Below are 19399 nucleotides of genomic sequence, written 5' to 3' on the forward strand. Positions count from 1 at the left end.
CCCTCAGCTCAGGTCCGACTGGCCCGCGCGCGTGACGCGGTACTGCAGGAAGGTCACGATCATCAAGAGCAGCAGCAGCGCCACGCTCAGCGCCGAGGCGTACCCGAAGTCGAACTGCGCGAACGCCTTCTCGTAGATGTAGAGCTGGAGCACGCGGCTGGCGTCGACCGGACCGCCGCTCGTGGTCACGGCGACCGTGTCGAACACCTGGAACGAGCCGATCACGGACACGATCAGCACCAGCCCGAGGATCGGCCGCAGCAGCGGCAGCGTGATCGCGAAGAACGAACGGATCTCGGAGGCCCCGTCGACCCGGGCGGCCTCGTACATGTTCGGCGGGATCGCGAGCAGCCCGGCGAAGATCAGCAGCGCGGTGTAACCCATGTGCCGCCACACGTTGACGAGCGCGATCGTCGGGATCACCCAGCTCTCGGAGGTGAAGAACCCGATCCGGTCGAGGCCGAGACCTTCCAGGATGTTGTTCCCGACACCCAGCTGGAAGTCGAGGATCCACAGGAACACGAGCGCGGCGACCACGTTGGAGACCAGGTAGGGCGTCAGCACGAGGGACCGCAGCAGGATCGACTGGCTGAGCCGTTGCATCAGCACGGCGATCAGGAGCGCGACCACGGTCTGCACGCCGATGTTGATGACCACGTACAACGCGGTCACCCGGAGCGCGTTCCAGAACACCGGGTCGGCGAACATCGTCGTGTAGTTCTCCACGCCGATGAACGTGGCCGGGGTGAGCACGTCCCAGGAGGTGAAGCTCAGCCAGACGCCGCGCAGCAGCGGCCAGAAGTAGAAGACGAGCAGGCCGATCGTCGCGGGTGCGATGAACAGCAGCGCGAGCCGGGTGTCGTCGCGTCGGCGTCGACGTGCGCCGGTCGGTGGTGCGGCGGTGGTCATCGGTCCTCCTTGCGTGGTGGGCACAGCTGTTACGCCTCGATCGGGACGGCGTCGTTGCGGCGTCGTCGATCGCGATCTCGACCGCGGGCTCGCACCCCGGGCCGGCGGGTGCCGACCCAGCGCGGTGGTTCGAGCAGCAGCCACTGGCACGCGACGACGGCGGCCCCGCGCGCCCACTCGTCGAAGTCCGAGACGAGGAGCTGGACGTCGGGCGGTGACGCGTACCGATCGAGGTGGAGCGCGAGCGACTCCTCGATCTCGGGCCGGGCGCGCATGACCGCAGGCAGCCCGTCGCCCGCGAGGATGACGTTGGGCAGGTCGAGGGCGTTCACGAGGCCGGCCACGACCGCACCCAGCGCGCGGCCGGCGTCGGCGAGGACACGGCGTGCCGCGGCGTCGCCGTCGTCGGCCAGCGCACAGACGCGCTCGAGGGTCATCGACGGCTCACCGTGGGCGACGGCGACCGCCCGGGTGATCGCGCCCGTGGTGAGGTAGCTGTCGGCACAGCCGCGGTGCCCCTCGGAACAGATCGGTCCCGAGTCGCTGATGCGCTGGTGACCGATCATGCCCGCCTTGCCGCGGGTCCCGGCGACCGTGCGGCCCTCGATCACCAGCCCGATCCCGACCCCCACCCCGGTGGTGACCACGGCGACGTCGTCATGGCCACGCGCCGGCCCCGACCAGTGCACGCCGGCGGTGAGCGCGCGGACGTCGTTGCTGATGACGGTGGGAAGCCCGCACGCGTGCTCGAGAGCCGCGCCCAGCGGCACGTCGTCCCATCCGAGGTAGAGGTTGCGCCGCACCCGGTCGTCGAAGCGCGACATGGTGCCGGCGAGCCCGACGCCGATCGCCTCCACGGGTGCGTCGGCGGCCACTTCGTTCACCAGGTCAACGATCGTGTGGGTGACGTCGTCGACGTCGGTCGAGGCGAGCTGCCGCTGGGCGCTGCCCTGCACGTGCCCCAGCGCATCGGTCCGGACCCCGTAGACGCCGTCGCCGGTGACCTTGATCCCGACCATCTGGTGGCGCTCCACGCTCACCTCCAGCGGCGTGCCGGGGCGACCGCCGGTCCCGGCCGAGGCTGCTCCGGACTCACGGATCGTGCCGGTGTCCAGCAGCTCACGCGTGACTCGCGTGAGCGCCGCGGGTGAGAGCTGCAGCCGGCGCGCGAGCTCGGCGCGGGGCAGCGCACCATGCACCAGCAGCTCACGGATGACGGCCCGGGCCGAGGCTCCGTGAGTGGCGAAGGTCGCGGTGTCCACGCGGTCGGTGCTGCTCTGCACCCTCGACATTGTGGTCACCTTTCTTCACCTCGTCAATAGTCCGAGGTCCTCCAGGATCGGGCGAGCGACGAGGGCGGCGCCGCCCCGTAGCGTGCCCCTGTGGATGTGATCGCGGTGCCGAGCGGTGCGGGCGTCGCGGTCGCGCCGGACGGCGCCGCGAGCGAGCGCCTGACATGGCAGCAGGCGGCCGAGATCGCGCGGATCGAGCCTGAGGCCCGGTGGATCTGGCCCGACACGGCCACCTGCTACCCGCGGCTGCTCGCGGCGGGTGCTCGCCCCGCGCGGTGCGTCGACCTGAGGCTGTGCGGCCGGATCCTGCAGCTCGCCGCACCCGAGGCGCCTGCCGGCCCGATCTGGCTCGACGTCGGTCCGGCGCCCACCGCGGAGCGCACGCTGCTGGACGAGCTCGACCTCGCGACCGACGTGAGCCCTGCCGACGTCGCGGCCGAGCACGCGCGCCAACAGGCTGCGGTGGCGGGCTCGCCCGAGCCGGGCCGGCTGCGCCTGCTCCTGGCCGCGGAGTCGGCGGGTGCGCTGATCGCCGTCGAGATGCGCGCCGACGGGCTCCCCTGGTCCCGCAGCCGGCACGACGCGCTCCTCACCGCGGCGCTCGGGCCGCGCCCCGCCGCCGGCTACCGGCCGCAGGTGCTGGAGCGGCTCGCCGTCGAGATCGCCGGTCACCTGGGCGCGCCGCACCTCAACCCCGACTCCCCCGTCGAGCTGCTGCGGGCCTTGCGCGCCAACGGTCTGGACGTCACCTCGACGTCCAAGTGGGAGATCTCGCGCTCCGACCACCCGGTCGTGGCTCCGCTGCTGCAGTACAAGAAGCTCGCACGGCTGCTCAGCGCGAACGGGTGGACGTGGCTCGACACCTGGGTGGAGCCCGGCACCGGTGGCCGCGCGGACCGGTTCCGCACCGACTACGTGCCCGGCGGCGTGGTCACCGGCCGCTGGGCGACCAACGGCGGCGGTGCGCTGCAGATCCCGAAGTCGCTGCGCGCCGCCGTGGTCGCCGACCCGGGATGGCGGCTCGTGGTCGCCGACGCGGCCCAGATCGAGCCGCGCGTCTTGGCGGCGATGGCGCACGACACCGAGCTCGCGGCCGCCGGGCAGGACCGCGACCTGTACGCCGGGCTGGTGGACGCCGGTGTCGTCGACACCCGACCCCACGCGAAGGTCGGGATGCTCGGTGCCCTCTACGGCGGCACCACCGGCCAGTCCGGGGTCGTGCTGCCCCGGCTTCGCCAGGCCTATCCGCGTGCGCTCGGCCTGGTCGACGACGCGGCCCGCGTCGGCGAGCGCGGCGGCACGGTCCGCACGTGGTTGGGCCGCACCTCACCGGCGCCGGGCGAGTCGTGGCGGACCGCGCAGCACGCGGCCGCCGTGGTGGAGGCGAACGAGGCAGACGAGCGTCGCGCCCGCACCCAGGCGCGCAACTGGGGCCGGTTCACACGCAACTTCGTGGTCCAGGGAACGGCGGCGGAGTGGGCGTTGTGCTGGATGGCCGAGCTACGCCGTCGGCTGCGCTCGATGAGCGCCACGGCCGCCGACGGCGCGACCGACCTGCCGGGTCAGGGCCGACCCCACCTCGTGTTCTTCCTGCACGACGAGATCGTGGTGCACACACCCGCCGAGCAGGCGGAGGCGGTCGCCACGGCCGTCCGCGAGTCGGCGCAGGCGGCCGGGCGGCTGCTGTTCGGCGAGTTCCCGATCACCTTCCCGCTCGACGTCGCCGTGGTCGAGCGCTACGACCAGGCAGACCCAGCCTGAGCCGGCGTGCCGCCGGGCGCGCTCAGACGAGCCGGTGCATCCAGCCGTGGACGTCGTCGCGGCGCCCGTACTGGATGTCGGTGATCGTCTCGTAGAGCTCGGTGGTGACCGGTCCGGCGTCACCGGAACCGATCGTGACGTCGAAGCCCGTGCCCTTGAGGCGCCCGATCGGCGTGATCACGGCGGCGGTGCCGCAGGCGAACACCTCGGCGACCTCACCCGAGGCGATCTGCTCCAGCAGCTCGGTCAGCGGGATCTGGCGCTCGGTCACCTCGCGGCCACCCTCGCGGCACAGCTGCAGGATCGAGTCGCGCGTGACACCTTCCAGGATCGTCCCCAGCGCCGGGGTGGTGACCGAGCCGTCCTTCTTCACGAGGAAGACGTTCATGCCGCCCAGCTCCTCGAGGTAGGTGCCGGTGGCCGCGTCGAGGAAGCAGACCTGGTCGCAGCCCTCCTGGTACGCCAGCGCCTGCGGCAGCAGGCTCGCCGCGTAGTTGCCGCCGCACTTGGCAGCGCCCGTGCCGCCGGGACCGGCGCGGTTGTACTCGGCGTCGACCCAGATGGCGAGCGGCTGGAACCCGTTGGTGAAGTACGGCCCCACCGGCGAGGCGATCACGAGGTAGTCGACCTGCTTGGCCGCCCGCACCCCGAGGAACGCCTCGGAGGCGAACATGAAGGGCCGCAGATACAGCGAGGAGCCCGGCACCGAGGGCACCCACTCGGCATCGGTCGAGACCAGCGCCTGGATCGAGTCGAGGAAGTCCTGCTCGCTCAGCTCGGGGAGCGCGAGCCGGTTCGCGCTGCGGGCGAGGCGCGCGGCGTTGCGGTCCGGCCGGAACACCCAGACCGAGCCGTCGGCGTGCCGGTAGGCCTTGAGACCCTCGAAGATCTCTTGCGCGTAGTGCAGCACGGCGGCCGCGGGGTCGAGGCTGAGCGGCCCGTACGCCTCGATGCGGCGGTCGTGCCAGCCGTCGGCCGCCGTCCAGGTCGCGCGTGCCATGTGGTCGGAGAAGACGACCCCGAACTTGAGGTCGGCGAGCGCTGCGGTGCGCTCGGCCAGGGTGCGGGGGTGCGAGCTCGGTCGCACCTCGTAGGTTGTCGCAGCAGTCATGATGGCTCCACCGTAATGTCGTGAGGGGTGACATGGCGCCCGTTCCGCCGTCGACGGCGAGAACGGGTGAGCGGGCCGAGGCGGGTGGGTCGGACGGTCACCCGGGCGGCGCGCTCAGCCGGCTACTCGAGCGGCGATCGCGTCGCCGATCTCGGTGGTGCTGCGTGTCGCGGCGGTGCTCGAGCCCGCACGGTCTCGGATGTCTGCCTCGACGGCCGCGCTCACCGCGGCCGCGGGCTCGACCAGACCCAGGTGCTCCAGGAGGAGCGAGATCGACAGGATGGCCGCCGTCGGGTCGGCCTTGCCCTGGCCGGCGATGTCGGGCGCGGAGCCGTGCACCGGCTCGAACATCGAGGGGAACTCACCCGAGGGGTTGACGTTGCCCGAGGCGGCGAGGCCGATACCTCCGGTGATCGCGGCCGCGAGGTCGGTGAGGATGTCGCCGAACAGGTTGTCGGTCACGATCACGTCGTACTGGCTGGGGTTCGTCGCCAGGTAGATCGTGGCGGCGTCGACGTGCTGGTAGCTGATCTCCACCTCGGGGAACTCGGCGGCCACGGCCTCCACGGTGCGGCGCCACAGGTGACCGGCGTGCACGAGCACGTTGTGCTTGTGCACCAGCGTGAGCTTCTTGCGGGGGCGGGCCTGGGCGCGGGCGAAGGCGTCACGGACCACGCGCTCGACGCCGTGCGCGGTGTTGACGCTGACCTCGGTGGCGATCTCGTGCGGCGTGCCGACGCGCAGCGCGCCGCCGTTGCCCACGTACGGGCCCTCGGTGCCCTCGCGCACGACCACGAAGTCGATGTCGCCGGGGTTGGCGAGAGGGCTGGGCACGCCCGGGTACAGCTTCGAGGGGCGCAGGTTGACGTAGTGGTCGAGCGCGAACCGGAGCTTCAGCAGCAGGCCGCGCTCGAGCACCCCGGAGGGGACGCTCGGGTCACCCACGGCGCCCAGCAGGATCGCGTCGTGCGCCTTGATCGACTCGAGGTCCTCGTCGGTGAGGGCGTCGCCGGTCCGGTGCCAGCGCGCGGCGCCGAGGTCGAACGGAGTCCGCTCGATCACCACGTCGCTGCCCTGGAGCGCGGCGTCGAGGATCTTGAGGGCCTCGGCCACCACCTCGGTGCCGATACCGTCACCGGGGATCACCGCGAGCTTGATCGTGCGTGCCATGCGCTGCAGCCTAGTACGAGCGTCCCAGGTGCTGGGATGACCGTCTCATCATTCAGGCGCGGCGGAGGAGTCCTCGACGGCTGCCCACTCCTCGGTGTGACGCAGCGGCACCGCTGGGCGGCGAGCCGCAGCGCGCAGCGCCGCCTCCCGTGGACCGTCGTCGCGCTCCTCCCCCATGATCGCGTCGAGGGCGCGAGCCACGACAGCGCCGTCGATCGAGCCGCCGGCGTCGCGGAGCAGCGAGGGCGCGATCTCGAGCGCCAGCAGCAGCATCCCCGGCACCGGCTCGGCCCCGGGTCGGGCCGGCGGTTGCACGTACGGCAGGTCGAGCACCACGGCGCCCTGGCGAGCGTAGAAGCGCAGTCGCGCCGTGGGGTCGCCGTGCTCGGCAGAACCGGCGTGACAGTCGGGGCGCTCCACCTCGGCCAGGAGCAGCCCCACCCCGGTGCGGCGAACCTGCTGGCGGACGCGGTCCAGGAGCCGAGACCCGATCCCCGAACCACGGCTGGCGGGCAGTGTCGCGAGGTAGCTGAGCAGCATCACCCCTGGCGACAGCACCTCGGTCACGGCGGCCGCCATCGGGATCTCGCCCTCGTACGCCGCCACGACGGTGACGGTCCCGTCGCCGACGCCGTCGAGCACCCAGTCCCGAGTCACGAGCTCGGACATCGGGAAGCTGGGCACGAGGACGTCGTCATAGACCCGGGACACGGCAGCCGCGTCGGTCAGGCTCTGCAGCTTCACTCGCTCGCGCCCCTCCGGCCGCCTGGCACCTTCGCACGCTGCCGCTCGCGGCGCCCGACCTCGCTGCGGTAGCTGATCACGCCCACGAGCGCAGCGACCACCAGGACGAGGGCCACGAGCGTGGCCGAGCCCCACCCTGTCACCGCGAACCCGTCCTGCACCATCGACAGCAACCCCGAGATGCCGATGCCGGCCAGCACCGCCAGCAGCGTGTTGACCAGCAGCCGGTTGCGCCTCTCGAGCTTCTCCTCCTTGCGGCGGCTCCAGCTCTCGATGAGGTCGGTGACCCGGTCCGTCAACGCCTGTCCCGCGTTGTCGGTGAACTCCGCGCGCTGCCGCCACACGGTGCTCAGCTCGAGCAGGTCGCTCACGGTGCGCCGCATCACCGGTGAGGTCACGAGCGCGGGCGCGGCGATGAACAGCAGGTTCACGCGTGCGGAGGTCAGGAACTGGCGCAGCCGCAGCTGTCGTCGCTGCAGGTCGGACAGGATGCGCTGCAGGTCGTCCAGGTCCGGGTCCTCGTCGTCGGCTGCGTCGAGGCGATGCAGGTGCGGCCGCAGCCCGAGGTAGAAGTCGCTCAGCTCGTCCTGCCAGGCCGCGAACATCCCTTCGAGGCTGACGACGAACTCGACGGCCTGCGCCACGGTCGCGACCATGTAGTCCGCCGAGGTGAAGGACGCCAGCAGGGTGTGGTTCTCGGTCACCAGGACGACGTCGTCGGTCAGCCCCGCACAGTGGAGCGTGGTCCCGTGGGGTACCTGGTAGCGCGCCCACGGCGCGACCGACCCCCAGCCGGACGGCAAGGGGTGGCACAGGGGCTGGGCGCCGAACAGGCCGGCGATCGCCCGGGCGTCCTCGAGCGTGCTGGCGTCCTCGGCACGACCACCGGGGAGCACCGACGCCTGCCGCACCGTCGTCACGACGTGGAACATGCCGGGACGCCAGCTCAGCGCCACGGGTCCGAGATCGGTGGTCGCCAGTGCGGCCGTCAGGTCGTCGAGCACGTCCTTGGCGAAGGCCGCGAGACGAGGCCATGCGGCTGCGGGCCCGCCACCACCAGCGAACCGGAGCGGTCGACCCAGCTCTCCGAGGTGCCCGTACTCGGGAGCGGCCGCCCAGACGCGCGCGGCGACCTCGTGCGGCATGGCGCTCTCGAGCGGGATCTCGACGCGCAGGCAGTGGTTGCCCAGCTGGGAGATCAGCACCGTGACACGTGCGGTCGTCGGCTGCTGCCCCAGGTCCGGCAGCTGCAGGTCCGGCAGGTCCAGCTGTGTGCCGTCGTACCGGCGCTGCAGCGGGTCGTCGCCGCGCCAGCAGTCATCGATCAGCAACAGGCTCGTGGGGCGGTTGCCCAGATGCTTCCCGCCCAGACTCCAGCTCGCCGCGTGCCTCTTGACCGCCTCCACGATCTGCGTCTGCTCGGCGTGGCGAAGTCCGAAGGGGAACAGGCACACCACCATCCCGTCATCGATCCTGAGCCAGTCCCGATCCGCCGCTGCCAGGACGCTCTCGATCGCGGCTCGGTGCGCGCGGATCTCGCTGAGCGAGGCATGGTCGGAGGCCTCACCCGCGTCGGTTGGTGCGAAGAACTCCTCTGCCGCGCGGAGCTGTGCCAGCGCCGCGGCGGCCTCACCGACATCGCGGCCTTCGCCGGCCAGCGCGTGGCTCGCCGTCCGTGCGGCGAGCCCGACGGCCTCGGCGTAGTGCAGACGATCGTCCAGCATGGTTGCCAGGTGGGTGGCCACGCCCGACGTCGGGACCACGCCCGCCATGCTCGCCAGAGCGGCGAGGCTCGTGCTCAGGTCGGCTGCGGCCTCGACCATCGCAGCCAGGTCGCCGGTGCTGCCGGCCGACTCCAGGGTGAGCTCATCACGTAGCGCCAGCATCGTCTGCAGCGCGATGTGCTCCTCGCTACCGGCTGAGGGTGGCGTGAGGAGCCACGCCCGTTCGGCCGTGCTCAGCAACGACAGCAGCGGGAAGTGGTCCCACGTCAGGTCCCACGCAGCCTCGCAGACCAGTCGGATGTACAGCGCCAACGGCACCGCTGCTGGTGAGCCCGCTGCGCGTTCCACGGCCCGCGCGACGACCTCGGAGCTGGTGCTGAGCGCCTCCGCCGCCGTGCGCGTGCTCCACCACACCCCCTCGATCAGCTCGCGAAGGACCGCGCGGTCGGAGGCCCGCAGGCCACGCTGCGCGAGGAGCTCGTCCAGCGCCATGCCCATGAGGTCGACACGTTCTTCCCGCAGCGGCGTCAACCAGTCGGTGGTGGTGCTCAGGGCGGGCCTCCTCTGCCGACTGACGTATCCCGGTTCACGGCAGCAGGCGCCGACGGATGCCCCATCATTCCGCGCCGCGAACCGCCGCGATAGAGGCCGTCCGGATCAGATCGTGCCGACCGCTCGCAGTGCCACCGCGGCGGGGACCAGCAGCCACGCCACCGCCCCACTCCAGGTCACGATCTGCGCCAGCAGCCACGTGGTGCCCACCTCCGGCGGCACGAACCACTTCGCGCGGTCGAAACGTGACGTGTGCTCACCGACGTCGAGCCGTCGCAGGATCCGCCAGAGCGCACGTGCGCGCGAGACCGCGCGGATCCCGGCACCACGCGAGGTGAGCTCGGCGAGATCGGCGAGGGTCGCCGTCGTAATCTCGCTGAGGTCGACCAGACCCACCAGCTCGGCGGCGAGCGCCTCGCGGTCGCGACCGGCCAGGAAGGTGGCGCGGGCCCGAAGCAGGAAGGCTGCCGCGGTTCCGAGACCCGCGATCGCGAGGCCGAGCAGGAGCCACCCGAGCGCGGTGGGCACGTCCGCGACCGCCGCGCCGGCCAGGATCGCGAGCACGAGGAAGGCCATACCTGCCGCGGAGCCGACGGCGAGGGCCGGTACGACCAGCACGGTCGCGGCCAGGCCGAGCGCCTTCGCCACCACTGCCGCGTTCTCGGCGAGACCGGTCGGGGTCTCCCACCGGTCGGTTCCTGCAGGCTCGGGTGCGTCGCTCACCGGAACATGATGCCCGTGCTCGCGCGTTGTGGTGGATAACCCCCGGGGGCTGCCCGGCTCGACGCAGGCGACGCCCACGGGGACACTAGAGAGGTCCGGACATCCCGGACCCTCACCTCGAGCAAGGAACAGACGTGACGTACCCATCGCCAGACCAACGGCACGAGCAGGCTGCCTGGGGAACGCCGCAGTCAGGCCAGCCGAACCCGGACCAGCGCGCAGTCGATCCCACCGCCGGCACCGACGACCGCCTCCTCGCCTCGTTGGCCCACCTGTCGCCGATCATCGCCGCGATCGTGAGCGCCGGATCGCTGAGCTTCCTCGGCCCACTGATCCTGTACTTCGTCTACAAGGACCGCAGCCCGCTGGTGCGCAACGCCGCCGCGTCCTCCTTCAACTTCCACATCACCGTGTGGGCGTGCTGGATCGCCGCCTGGATCTTCTTCTTCACGATCGTCGGCATCCCGGTCGCCATCGTGCTGTGGGTCGTCCCGGCCATCGCGCAGGTCGTGCTCTCGGTCATCGGGGCCCTGCGCGCCTGGAACGGTGAGGTATACCGCTACCCCTTCCAGCTCCCGATCCTCCGGGGCTGAGCCGACACAGCAAGACGCCCCTCCGACAGCGAGAGCTGCCGGAGGGGCGTTCGTGCTTCTGGGTCAGCGGGAGGCGCTTCCCTCCTGGTAGTCGGCGTCCGTCGGCTTCACCCACGCGAACAGCTTGCGCAGCTCACGGCCGGTGGCCTCGATCGGGTGCGCCTCACCCTTGGCGCGCAGCTCCTTGAACTCCGGCGCGCCGGCGTCCTGGTCGTCGATGAACCGCTGGGCGAAGGCGCCGTTCTGCACGTCGGCCAGCACGGCCTTCATGTTCTCCTTCACGCGGGGATCGATGACCCGCGGGCCGGACACGTAGTCGCCGTACTCCGCGGTGTCGGAGACGCTCCAGCGCTGCTTGGCGATGCCGCCCTCGTACATGAGGTCCACGATCAGCTTGAGCTCGTGGAGCACCTCGAAGTAGGCGACCTCGGGCTGGTACCCGGCCTCGGTCAGCACCTCGAAGCCGTACTGGACCAGCTGCGAGGCGCCGCCGCACAGCACGGCCTGCTCACCGAACAGGTCGGTCTCGGTCTCCTCGGTGAAGGTCGTCTTGATGCCGGCGGCGCGCAGCCCACCGATCCCCTTCGCGTAGGAGAGCGCCAGCGGCCACGCGTTGCCCGAGACGTCCTGCTCGACGGCGACGATCACCGGGACCCCGCGACCGTCGACGTACTCGCGGCGCACGAGGTGACCCGGGCCCTTGGGGGCGACCATGATGACGTCGTTGCCGGCCTTGGGCTTGATGTAGCCGAAGCGGATGTTGAAGCCGTGCCCGAACACCAGCGTGGCGTCCTCGGCGAGGTTGGGCTCGATCTCCTCGGCGTAGACGTTCCGCTGCACCTGGTCGGGGGCGAGGATGACGACGACGTCGGCCTCCTTGGTCGCCTCGGCGACCGTGAGCACCCGCAGGCCCTCGTTCTCGGCCTTCTCGCGCGAGGGGCTGCCCTCACGCAGGCCGATGCGGACGTCGACACCGGAGTCGCGCAAGTTCAGGGCGTGCGCGTGCCCCTGGCTGCCGTACCCGATCACGGCCACCTTCGTGGCGGCGATCAGGGATAGGTCGGCGTCGTCGTCGTAGAAGAGCTCGGCCACAGGATCAATCTCCTTCTTTGGGGTGGTGCGGACTCGTGGGTGTTGCGGTCCGCGTTTCTGTCGGTCAGGCGCTGCGAGCGATGCGCTCGAGCGCCCGATCGGTCATCGAACGGCTGCCACGGCCGATGGCCACGGCGCCGGACTGGACGATCTCGCGGATCCCGTAGGGCTGGAGCGCGGTCAGCAGCGCTGTCAGCTTGTCCTCGCCACCGGTGGCCTCGATCGTCACGGCGTCCGGTGCCACGTCCACCACGTGCGCGCGGAACAACTCGACGACCTGCAGCACGGCGGTCCGCGAGGCGTCGTCGGCCTTCACCTTGACCAGGAGCAGCTCGCGCTGCACCGAGGCCTGCGGGGTCAGCTCGACGATCTTGAGCACGTTCACCAGCTTGTTGAGCTGCTTGGTGACCTGCTCGAGAGGGTTCGTGTCGACGTCGACCACCACGGTGATACGCGAGATGTCCGGGTGCTCGGTCGGCCCGACCGCGAGGGAGTGGATGTTGAAGGCACGTCGCGCGAACAGCGCTGCGACCCGGGTGAGGACACCCGGCTTGTTCTCCACGAGCACGGAGAGGGTGTGTCGGCTCATGATCTGCTCACTCGTCCCGATCGAAGGCCGGGGTGATGTCCCGGGCGTACTGGATCTCGTCGTTGGAGACGCCGGCCGCGACCATCGGCCACACCATGGCGTCCCTGCTGACCACGAAGTCGACGACGACGGGGCGGTCGTCGATCTCGCGGGCCTTCTTGATCGTCGCGTCGACGTCCTTGATGGACTCGCACCGCAGGCCCACGCAGCCGTAGGCCTCCGCGAGCTTGACGAAGTCCGGGATGCGGCGCGTCTCGTGACCGGTGTTGAGGTCGGTGTTGGAGTAGCGCTCCCCGTAGAACAGGGTCTGCCACTGCCGCACCATCCCGAGCGAGGAGTTGTTGATCAGCGCGACCTTGATCGGGATGTCCTCCAGCGCGCAGGTGGCCAGCTCCTGATTCGTCATCTGGAAGCAGCCGTCGCCGTCGATCGCCCACACCTCACGGTCGGGCATGCCGGCCTTCGCGCCCATCGCGGCGGGGATGGCGTAGCCCATCGTGCCGAGGCCGCCGGAGTTCAGCCAGGTGCGCGGACGCTCGTAACGGATGAACTGCGACGCCCACATCTGGTGCTGTCCCACTCCGGCGCAGTAGATGGCGTCGGGACCGGCCAGCTCGCCCAGCCGCGAGATCACGTGCTGGGGTGCCAGCAGACCGTCCGCGGTCGGTGTCCATCCGAGCGGGTAGCGCTCGCGCAGGTCGTCGAGCGCGGTCCACCAGGCCTCGAGGTCCGGCAGCCCGTGCTGGGTGTGCTCGCGCCGCAGCTCGGCCGCGAGGTCGGTGAGCACCTCCCGCAGGTCGCCCACGATCGGCACGTCAGCGATGCGGTTCTTGCCGATCTCGGCAGGGTCGATGTCGGCGTGCACCACGGTCGCGTTCGGCGCGAACGAGTCCAGCCGCCCGGTCACCCGGTCGTCGAACCGGGCGCCCAGCGCGACGATGAGGTCGGCCTTCTGCAGCGCAGCGACGGCGGACACCGAGCCATGCATGCCGGGCATGCCCACGTGCTGCGGGTGGCTGTCCGGCAGCGCGCCACGGGCCATCAGGGTCGTGACCGCGGGCGCACCGGAGAGGTCCACGAGCGCACGCAGCTGCTCGGAGGCATCGGCACGGATCACGCCGCCGCCCACGTACAGCACGGGCCTGCGCGAGGTGGCCAGCAGGCGCGCCGCCTCACGCACCTGCTTGATGTGCGGCTTGGTGATCGGGTGGTAACCCGGGATGTCCAGCTCGGTGGGCCACACGAACCGGGTCTCGGCCTGCATGGCGCTCTTGGCGATGTCCACGAGCACAGGGCCGGGTCTGCCGCTCTGGGCGATGTGGAACGCCTCGGCGATCCGGGCCGGGATCTCCGCCGGATCGGTGACGAGGAAGCTGTGCTTGGTGATCGGCATCGTGATGCCCACGATGTCGGCCTCCTGGAAGGCGTCGGTGCCGATCATCGGTGCCGCGACCTGACCCGTGATGGCCACGATCGGGACCGAGTCCATGTGCGCGTCGGCGAGCGGCGTCACCAGGTTGGTGGCACCAGGACCCGAGGTCGCCATGCACACCCCGACACGGCCCGTGGCGGCGGCGTAGCCGGTGGCGGCGTGACCCGCGCCCTGCTCGTGACGCACGAGGATGTGCCGCATCGAGGAGTCGAAGAGCGGGTCGTAGACGGGGAGCACGGCCCCGCCCGGGATGCCGAAGATGACCTCGGTACCGACGGCCTCGAGCGCACGTACGACGGCGGCCGCGCCCGACATGGGCTCCCCGGCAGCGGATGCCGGTTCGCGGATCGCGGACGTGGGCCGCGGCGGCGTCGGCCTGGGCGGCGCCGGGTGCGGGACCTGTGTCGTCATCGCTCCTCCTGGGCGGTTCAAGACGGCGGGTCGAACGGGTGCAGACATACAAAAACCCCTCGGCCCTGGTGGGCGATCGAGGGGCGCGCGCTCAGCGTGAGGTCGACGTTCAGACCGCCGCGCTGGCGCGCTCGGTAAGTACGACGACGATCACGGTGCTGGACACGTTCGTCACTGTAGACCCGCAGACGCCGTTCGCCCAACTTCCCGCGGGGCCCATCTCACATCGTGGATCACGGGTCCGCATCCCGGACACATCTGCCGGTCCCTGCTCGCCGACCGCTCAGTCCCTTCCGGCGCTCGTGCAGACGCAGACCTCGTTGCCCTCGGCATCGGCGAGCACCCAGAACGCGGGCGCTGCGGCCTCGCTGAGGAGCCTGCCGCCCGCCGCGACGGCAGCGGCGACGCGCTGCTCGGCGACCTCGACGGGGACTGCGACGTCGAGATGGATCCGGTTGCGCTGGGGACGCGGGGCGTCCATCTGCTGGAACCAGAGCGCCACCTGCCCCACCCCGGCGGCAGGCAGGTTGCCGTCCGCGTCGGGCTGGAGGCCGGTGACCGCCTGCCAGAACGGGCGGACGGCGTCGATGTCGAGGGCGTCGATGGCGTACTCCATCACCTGACGGCGGCCGGGCTCCGGCTGCAGACCCATCCCGGCGGCGATGCCGGAGATGGTGCGCGCCATCTCGACGTCGCGCACGGTCAGCCCGCCGGCGTCGTGGGTGACCAGGTCCACCTCCACGCGCGGATAGGTGAGGACGAGGTCGGGATGGTGGTTCGCCTCGTTCGCGGCGGCCACGACGGCGCCGACGAACTCCACGCCGGTCGACATGTCGGGCGTCGCGAAGCTGGCGCGCAGCACCCCCAGGATCACCCGCCAGTCCGCCAGCCCGTCCTGCTCCTGGATCTGCGCGAAGGTCAGCGTCGCCATGCCCCCACGCTACGACCGCATCGCGATACCGGGGTTGCGATTCCGCGGAGGGCGCGCCTAGGGTCGTCCGGTAATCGATTTCTGGTGATGCGTTCCCGCGTCGCCCCTCCCCGACCACGAGGCCGTGACCCCATGCACTTCGCAGACATCGCCGTCCTGCGCGACGTCGAGACCCGTTCGATCAGCCCCGAGAACTTCACGGGCGCCAAGGGTGGTGGGGGCCGCGCCACCGAGGGAACCGGAGCAGCGGCCGCGCGCGACCTCGGCGTCGGGTGGAAGGTCTCCCCCAGCGTCGAGATCGCCCCGGGTGCGACCCACGACCTGGCGCGGATCGAGGGTGCCGGCCGGATCACCCACGTGTGGTTGACCACGCACACCGACAACTGGCGCCGGCTGCTGCTGCGCGCCTTCTGGGACGGCAGCGCGGAGCCCGCGATCGAGGTCCCGGTCGGTGACTTCTTCGGCCAGGGCTGGGGCCGGTTCGCCCAACTCAGCTCCCAGGTGGTGGCCGTGAACCCGCACGGCGGCTTCAACTCCTACTGGCCGATGCCGTTCTCCGACGGCGCGCACCTGACGATCGAGAACCTGTCCGACGTGCCCGTCGTCGTGTACTACCAGGTGACGTACGAGCTCGGTGCGGAGGTGGCGACCGACGGCCGCCTGCACGCCCAGTGGCGCCGCAGCAACCCGCTCGCGGCCGCCACCACCCACACGCTGCTCGACGGCGTGCGCGGGCGCGGCCACTACGCCGGGACCTATCTCGCCTGGGGCGTGAACTCCAGCGGGTGGTGGGGCGAGGGCGAGATCAAGTTCTACATGGACGGCGATGCCGGCGACCCCGCTGACCGGTACCCGACGATCGCGGGCACCGGCACCGAGGACTACTTCGGTGGCGCCTGGAACTTCGACGTGCCCGGGCAGGGGTACACCGAGTTCACGACGCCCTACCTCGGGCTGCACCAGATCATCCGGCCGGACGGGCTGTACTCCTCGCAGCAACGGTTCGGGATGTACCGCTGGCACCTGCCGGACCCGATCCGGTTCACCACCGACCTCACCGTGGACATCCAGGCCCTGGGCTGGCGCAGCGGGCACCGCTACCTGCCGCTGCACGACGACATCGCCTCGACCGCGTTCTTCTACCTCGACGCACCGAGCACAGCTCGGCCTGCCACGCCGTCCCTCGACGACCTCGAGGTGCTCTGAGGAAGAGTCCACATGACGACCTCCCTGAGCAGACGGGACGCCCTGCGCGTCGGAGTCCTCGGCACAGCGGCGGCCGGGCTGGGGCTTGCCGGCTGCAGCAGCGGCTCCTCGGCGTCCTCACCGCTGCAGTTCTGGCAGCAGTACGCCCCGGCCACCCAGACCGAGCCCAACCTGGTGGCGCAGAACGACTGGTTCCTCGACGCCGTGGCCCGCTGGCAGCAGGCCGGCGGGCGGCCGATCGAGCCGGTCTTCATCCCTGCCTACACCGACCCCACCAACACCCGGCTCGCCACCGCGTTCGCCTCGAACGCCGGGCCGGACCTGTTCCTCATCTCGCCCGGTGACTTCCTGCGCTACTACAACGGCGGCGTGCTCGAGGACCTGACGCCGTACCTCGACGACGACGTCGTGGAGGACTACTACCCCGAGGCGCTCGCCACCCGCACGATCGACGGCCGGATCTACGGGCTGCCGATGGAGCAGGAACCGCTGGCCATCTTCTACGACGTCGCCGCCCTCGAGGACGCCGGGCTGTCCGAGGCCGACCTGCCCTCCACGTGGGAGGACATGCTCGAGCTCGGGCGTCGGCTCACGACCGGTCAGCGGGCCGGGCTGGTGCTCGACACCACGCCGTCGTACTACCAGAACTTCACCTTCTATCCCTGGATGTGGCAGGGAGGCGGTGAGGTCGTCGACCCGGGCACGCAGCGGTCGGGGTTCGCCTCCGACGCGGTCGTGCAGGCGTTGCAGCTGTACTCCGACTCCGTCTCGACCGGAGCGGCGCCGCGCACGCTGCCGGCCGCGGGCGACGTCGTGGGAGCCTTCCGCAACGGCTTCGCCGCGATGTGGCAGACCGGCGTGTGGCAGGTCGAGGCGTTCGCGCAGAACGCACCCGACCACGAGTACGGCGTGCTCACGCTGCCGACGCCACCCGGCGGTGAGGCGGTCACCTCGCTGGGCGGCTGGGCGTTCGTCGTCAACAGCAAGGGCCGCGACCCGGAGGCCGCCGCGCAGTTCACCGCAGCGACGATCGGGTCGATGAGCCAGGAATCGATCGACGCCGGTGTGCAGTGGAACGGCGTCGGCAAGGGCAACATCCCGGCCCGGAGATCGGTCACGGAGGCCATCGGCGACACCGGCGCGTTCGAGAACCCCTGGCTGCAGTACTTCCGTGACGAGGTGCTGCCCGGAGGGCGCGGCGAACCGCGCTATCCGCCGCCGGTGCTCAAGGCGGTGTCCAACGCGATCCAGGCCGTGCAGCTCGCCGGTGCCGACCCGGTCGAGCAGGCCGAGACGGCGCACCGTGCGATCGAGAGCTATCTCGTGACGTACGAGGGGGCGGAGCTGCGATGACCCTCGCCCTGTCCCGCACCGCGGGCCGCCGTGCGCCCGCCGCGCCCGCCACGAAGGCACAGGCGCTGCGCAGCCAGCGGCGCGCCGCCTTCTGGTTCCTGCTGCCCGACACCCTGGGCCTGCTCGTCTTCGTCGCGATCCCCATGCTGCTGTCGGTGCTGCTGGGGTTCTTCGCGGTCGACGGTTTCGGCAACATCTCCTTCGCCGGCGTCGACAACTACGTCCGGATGGGCAGCGACCCCCAGTTCTGGCGCAGCGTGCAGATCACGCTCACCTACCTCGTGGTGCTGGTGCCGCTGCTCTACGTGGTCGGGCTCGCGCTGGCGCTGCTGGTGCAGCAGCGGATCCCGCTGGTCGGGCTGATCCGCAGCATGCTCTTCGTGCCCTACGTGATCAGCCTCGTCGTCGTCGCGCTCGTGTGGGAGTTCATCCTCGGGGAACGCACCGGCGTGCTGGCCCAGCTGCTCGCCGCCCTCGGGATCGAGGGCGTCTCGTTCCTCGGCGACCCGACCCTGGCACTCGGCACCGTGATCGTGGTGACCCTGTGGTTCCAGATGGGGTACTACATGATCATCTTCCTCGCCGGGCTGCAGGACATCCCCGGCGAGTACTACGAGGCCGCCCGGATCGACGGCGCGAGCGCGTGGCAGCGACTGCTGCTCATCACGATGCCGCTGCTGCGACCCACGAGCTTCTTCGTCATCGTCACCGCGACGGTCAGCGTCATCACCGGTGGTCTCGACCTCATCTTCGTGCTGACGGGCGGCGGTCCGGCCGGCTCCACGTCGCTGCTCATCTACTTCGTCTACGAGCAGGCGTTCCTGTTCGGCGACCTCGGCTACGCGGCCGCGATCGGATCGGTGCTGACCCTCGTGCTGCTCGCCTGGACCGGACTGATGTTCGCCGTCACCCGAGGAGGGCGGTTCGACCATGACAGCTGACACCGCGACCACGACCCGGTACCGCGGCGAGCGCCGCTGGACCCCGAGGAACGTGCTGCTGGTGGTGGTCGGCCTCCTGGTCGGCGCGCTCACCGTGTTCCCGCTGGTCTGGATGCTCTCCGGAGCGTTCAAGACGGTCGACGAGGTCAACGACCCGGCGTTGATCCCGGCGTCGCCGACCTGGGAGAACTTCACCTACGTCTTCACCCAGGTGCCGTTCGCCCGGTACCTCCTCAACAGCCTCCTCGTCGCGGGCGCCGTAACGCTGATCGCGTTGTGGTTCCACTCGATGGCCGCCTACGCGCTGGCGCGGCTGCAGTTCCCGGGTCGCGAGAAGCTGTTCGCCGCGATCTTCGCGACGCTGCTGGTCTCGCTGCCCGTGGTGATGATCCCGACCTTCCTGGTGATCCGCACCCTCGGGTTGCTCGACAGCTACGCGGGCCTGATCGTGCCGGCGATCTTCAACGCGTTCGGCATCTTCCTGCTGCGGCAGTTCTACATCTCGCTGCCACCGGAGCTTGAGGAGGCGGCGCTGGTGGACGGCGCCAGCTACTGGCGCATCTACCGCAGCATCATCGTGCCGTTGTCACGCCCGATCCTGGCCGCGCTCGCGGTGTTCTTCTTCCTCGCGAACTGGAACGCCTTCGTGTGGCCGCTGACCATCACCTCCGACCCGGACCTGCGGGTGGTGCAGCTCGGCATCGCCCTGTTCCAGCAGCAGTACGCCTCCGACTGGAACTACGTGCTGGCCGCCTCGACGGTCGCCGCGCTGCCGACGCTGCTGGTGTTCTTCTTCTTCCAGCGCCAGATCGTCGAGTCGATCAAGAGCGCCGGGTTCAAGTGAGGTGACGGTGGCGGGAGCCGC

17 protein-coding genes are annotated in these 19399 nt (G+C 70.8%); 6 read left to right on the plus strand and 11 right to left on the minus strand.

All coding sequences use genetic code 11. From position 1 onward, the window contains the following. Positions 1-3: 3 nt before the first annotated feature. On the minus strand, positions 4-909 hold the full coding sequence (locus GPA04_RS11965) for a carbohydrate ABC transporter permease (RefSeq protein WP_156224341.1): 906 nt from the start codon (positions 907-909) through the stop codon (positions 4-6). A gap of 29 nt (positions 910-938) precedes the next feature. Further along, a complete protein-coding gene (locus tag GPA04_RS11970) occupies positions 939-2201 on the minus strand; it encodes an ROK family transcriptional regulator (protein WP_156224342.1) in 1263 nt (420 codons plus the stop codon). Positions 2202-2291: 90 nt separating this feature from the next. Here GPA04_RS11970 and GPA04_RS11975 point away from each other — a divergent pair, with 90 nt between their 5' ends. After that, the gene (locus GPA04_RS11975) at positions 2292-3962 is read left to right on the plus strand and encodes a bifunctional 3'-5' exonuclease/DNA polymerase (protein ID WP_156224344.1); all 1671 of its coding nucleotides are present in this window, start codon (positions 2292-2294) and stop codon (positions 3960-3962) included. Positions 3963-3984: 22 nt separating this feature from the next. Here GPA04_RS11975 and GPA04_RS11980 read toward each other — a convergent pair whose 3' ends face one another. From GPA04_RS11980 to GPA04_RS12000, 5 genes are all read right to left on the minus strand, one after another. Further along, positions 3985-5073 carry a branched-chain amino acid aminotransferase gene (locus tag GPA04_RS11980; RefSeq protein ID WP_156224345.1) on the minus strand — a complete coding sequence of 363 codons (1089 nt, stop codon included), beginning with the start codon at positions 5071-5073 and terminating at the stop codon, positions 3985-3987. Positions 5074-5187: 114 nt separating this feature from the next. Then, positions 5188-6243 (minus strand): 3-isopropylmalate dehydrogenase, encoded by a 1056-nt coding sequence (locus GPA04_RS11985; protein WP_156224347.1) that lies wholly within the window; start codon positions 6241-6243, stop codon positions 5188-5190. A 48-nt stretch (positions 6244-6291) separates the two neighbouring features. Next, entirely contained in the window at positions 6292-6987 is a 696-nt protein-coding gene (locus GPA04_RS11990; RefSeq protein ID WP_156224348.1) for a GNAT family N-acetyltransferase, read from the minus strand. Then, positions 6984-9209, minus strand: a complete 2226-nt coding sequence (locus GPA04_RS11995) for a hypothetical protein (protein WP_156224349.1) — start codon at positions 9207-9209, stop codon at positions 6984-6986. Before GPA04_RS11995 ends, GPA04_RS11990 begins: the two co-directional genes overlap by 4 nt. Before the next feature lie 159 nt (positions 9210-9368). After that, positions 9369-9986, minus strand: a complete 618-nt coding sequence (locus GPA04_RS12000; protein WP_156224351.1) for a hypothetical protein — start codon at positions 9984-9986, stop codon at positions 9369-9371. A gap of 134 nt (positions 9987-10120) precedes the next feature. Here GPA04_RS12000 and GPA04_RS12005 point away from each other — a divergent pair, with 134 nt between their 5' ends. Beyond that, positions 10121-10579: a DUF4870 domain-containing protein gene (locus GPA04_RS12005; protein WP_156224352.1), complete on the plus strand. Its 459-nt coding sequence runs from the start codon at positions 10121-10123 to the stop codon at positions 10577-10579. Positions 10580-10642: 63 nt separating this feature from the next. Here the strand turns inward: GPA04_RS12005 and ilvC are convergent, their stop codons facing one another. From ilvC to GPA04_RS12025, 4 genes are all read right to left on the minus strand, one after another. Beyond that, a complete protein-coding gene (gene ilvC / locus GPA04_RS12010) occupies positions 10643-11671 on the minus strand; it encodes a ketol-acid reductoisomerase (protein WP_156224354.1) in 1029 nt (342 codons plus the stop codon). A 64-nt stretch (positions 11672-11735) separates the two neighbouring features. Beyond that, complete coding sequence (gene ilvN / locus GPA04_RS12015) at positions 11736-12260, minus strand: acetolactate synthase small subunit (RefSeq protein WP_156224356.1); 525 nt, start codon at positions 12258-12260, stop codon at positions 11736-11738. 7 nt (positions 12261-12267) lie between these two features. Then, entirely contained in the window at positions 12268-14103 is a 1836-nt protein-coding gene (locus GPA04_RS12020; RefSeq protein WP_206674208.1) for an acetolactate synthase large subunit, read from the minus strand. A gap of 283 nt (positions 14104-14386) precedes the next feature. Then, positions 14387-15034, minus strand: coding sequence for a 4a-hydroxytetrahydrobiopterin dehydratase (locus GPA04_RS12025; RefSeq protein WP_156224359.1), 648 nt, complete (start codon positions 15032-15034; stop codon positions 14387-14389). Between the two features lie 132 nt (positions 15035-15166). Here GPA04_RS12025 and GPA04_RS12030 point away from each other — a divergent pair, with 132 nt between their 5' ends. From GPA04_RS12030 to GPA04_RS12045, 4 genes are read left to right on the plus strand one after another with little or no spacing between them, the layout of a single operon-like run. Continuing rightward, entirely contained in the window at positions 15167-16240 is a 1074-nt protein-coding gene (locus GPA04_RS12030; RefSeq protein WP_156224361.1) for a glycoside hydrolase family 172 protein, read from the plus strand. 12 nt (positions 16241-16252) lie between these two features. Next, positions 16253-17593: an ABC transporter substrate-binding protein gene (locus GPA04_RS12035; protein ID WP_156224363.1), complete on the plus strand. Its 1341-nt coding sequence runs from the start codon at positions 16253-16255 to the stop codon at positions 17591-17593. Further along, positions 17590-18534, plus strand: coding sequence for a carbohydrate ABC transporter permease (locus GPA04_RS12040; protein WP_156224365.1), 945 nt, complete (start codon positions 17590-17592; stop codon positions 18532-18534). Before GPA04_RS12035 ends, GPA04_RS12040 begins: the two co-directional genes overlap by 4 nt. Then, positions 18524-19378: a carbohydrate ABC transporter permease gene (locus tag GPA04_RS12045; protein WP_156224366.1), complete on the plus strand. Its 855-nt coding sequence runs from the start codon at positions 18524-18526 to the stop codon at positions 19376-19378. The genes GPA04_RS12040 and GPA04_RS12045 overlap by 11 nt, the downstream gene beginning before the upstream one ends. Positions 19379-19399 lie beyond the last annotated feature (21 nt).

This window comes from Pseudactinotalea suaedae (assembly GCF_009733815.1).
GTDB classification, from domain to species: domain Bacteria; phylum Actinomycetota; class Actinomycetes; order Actinomycetales; family Beutenbergiaceae; genus Pseudactinotalea; species Pseudactinotalea suaedae.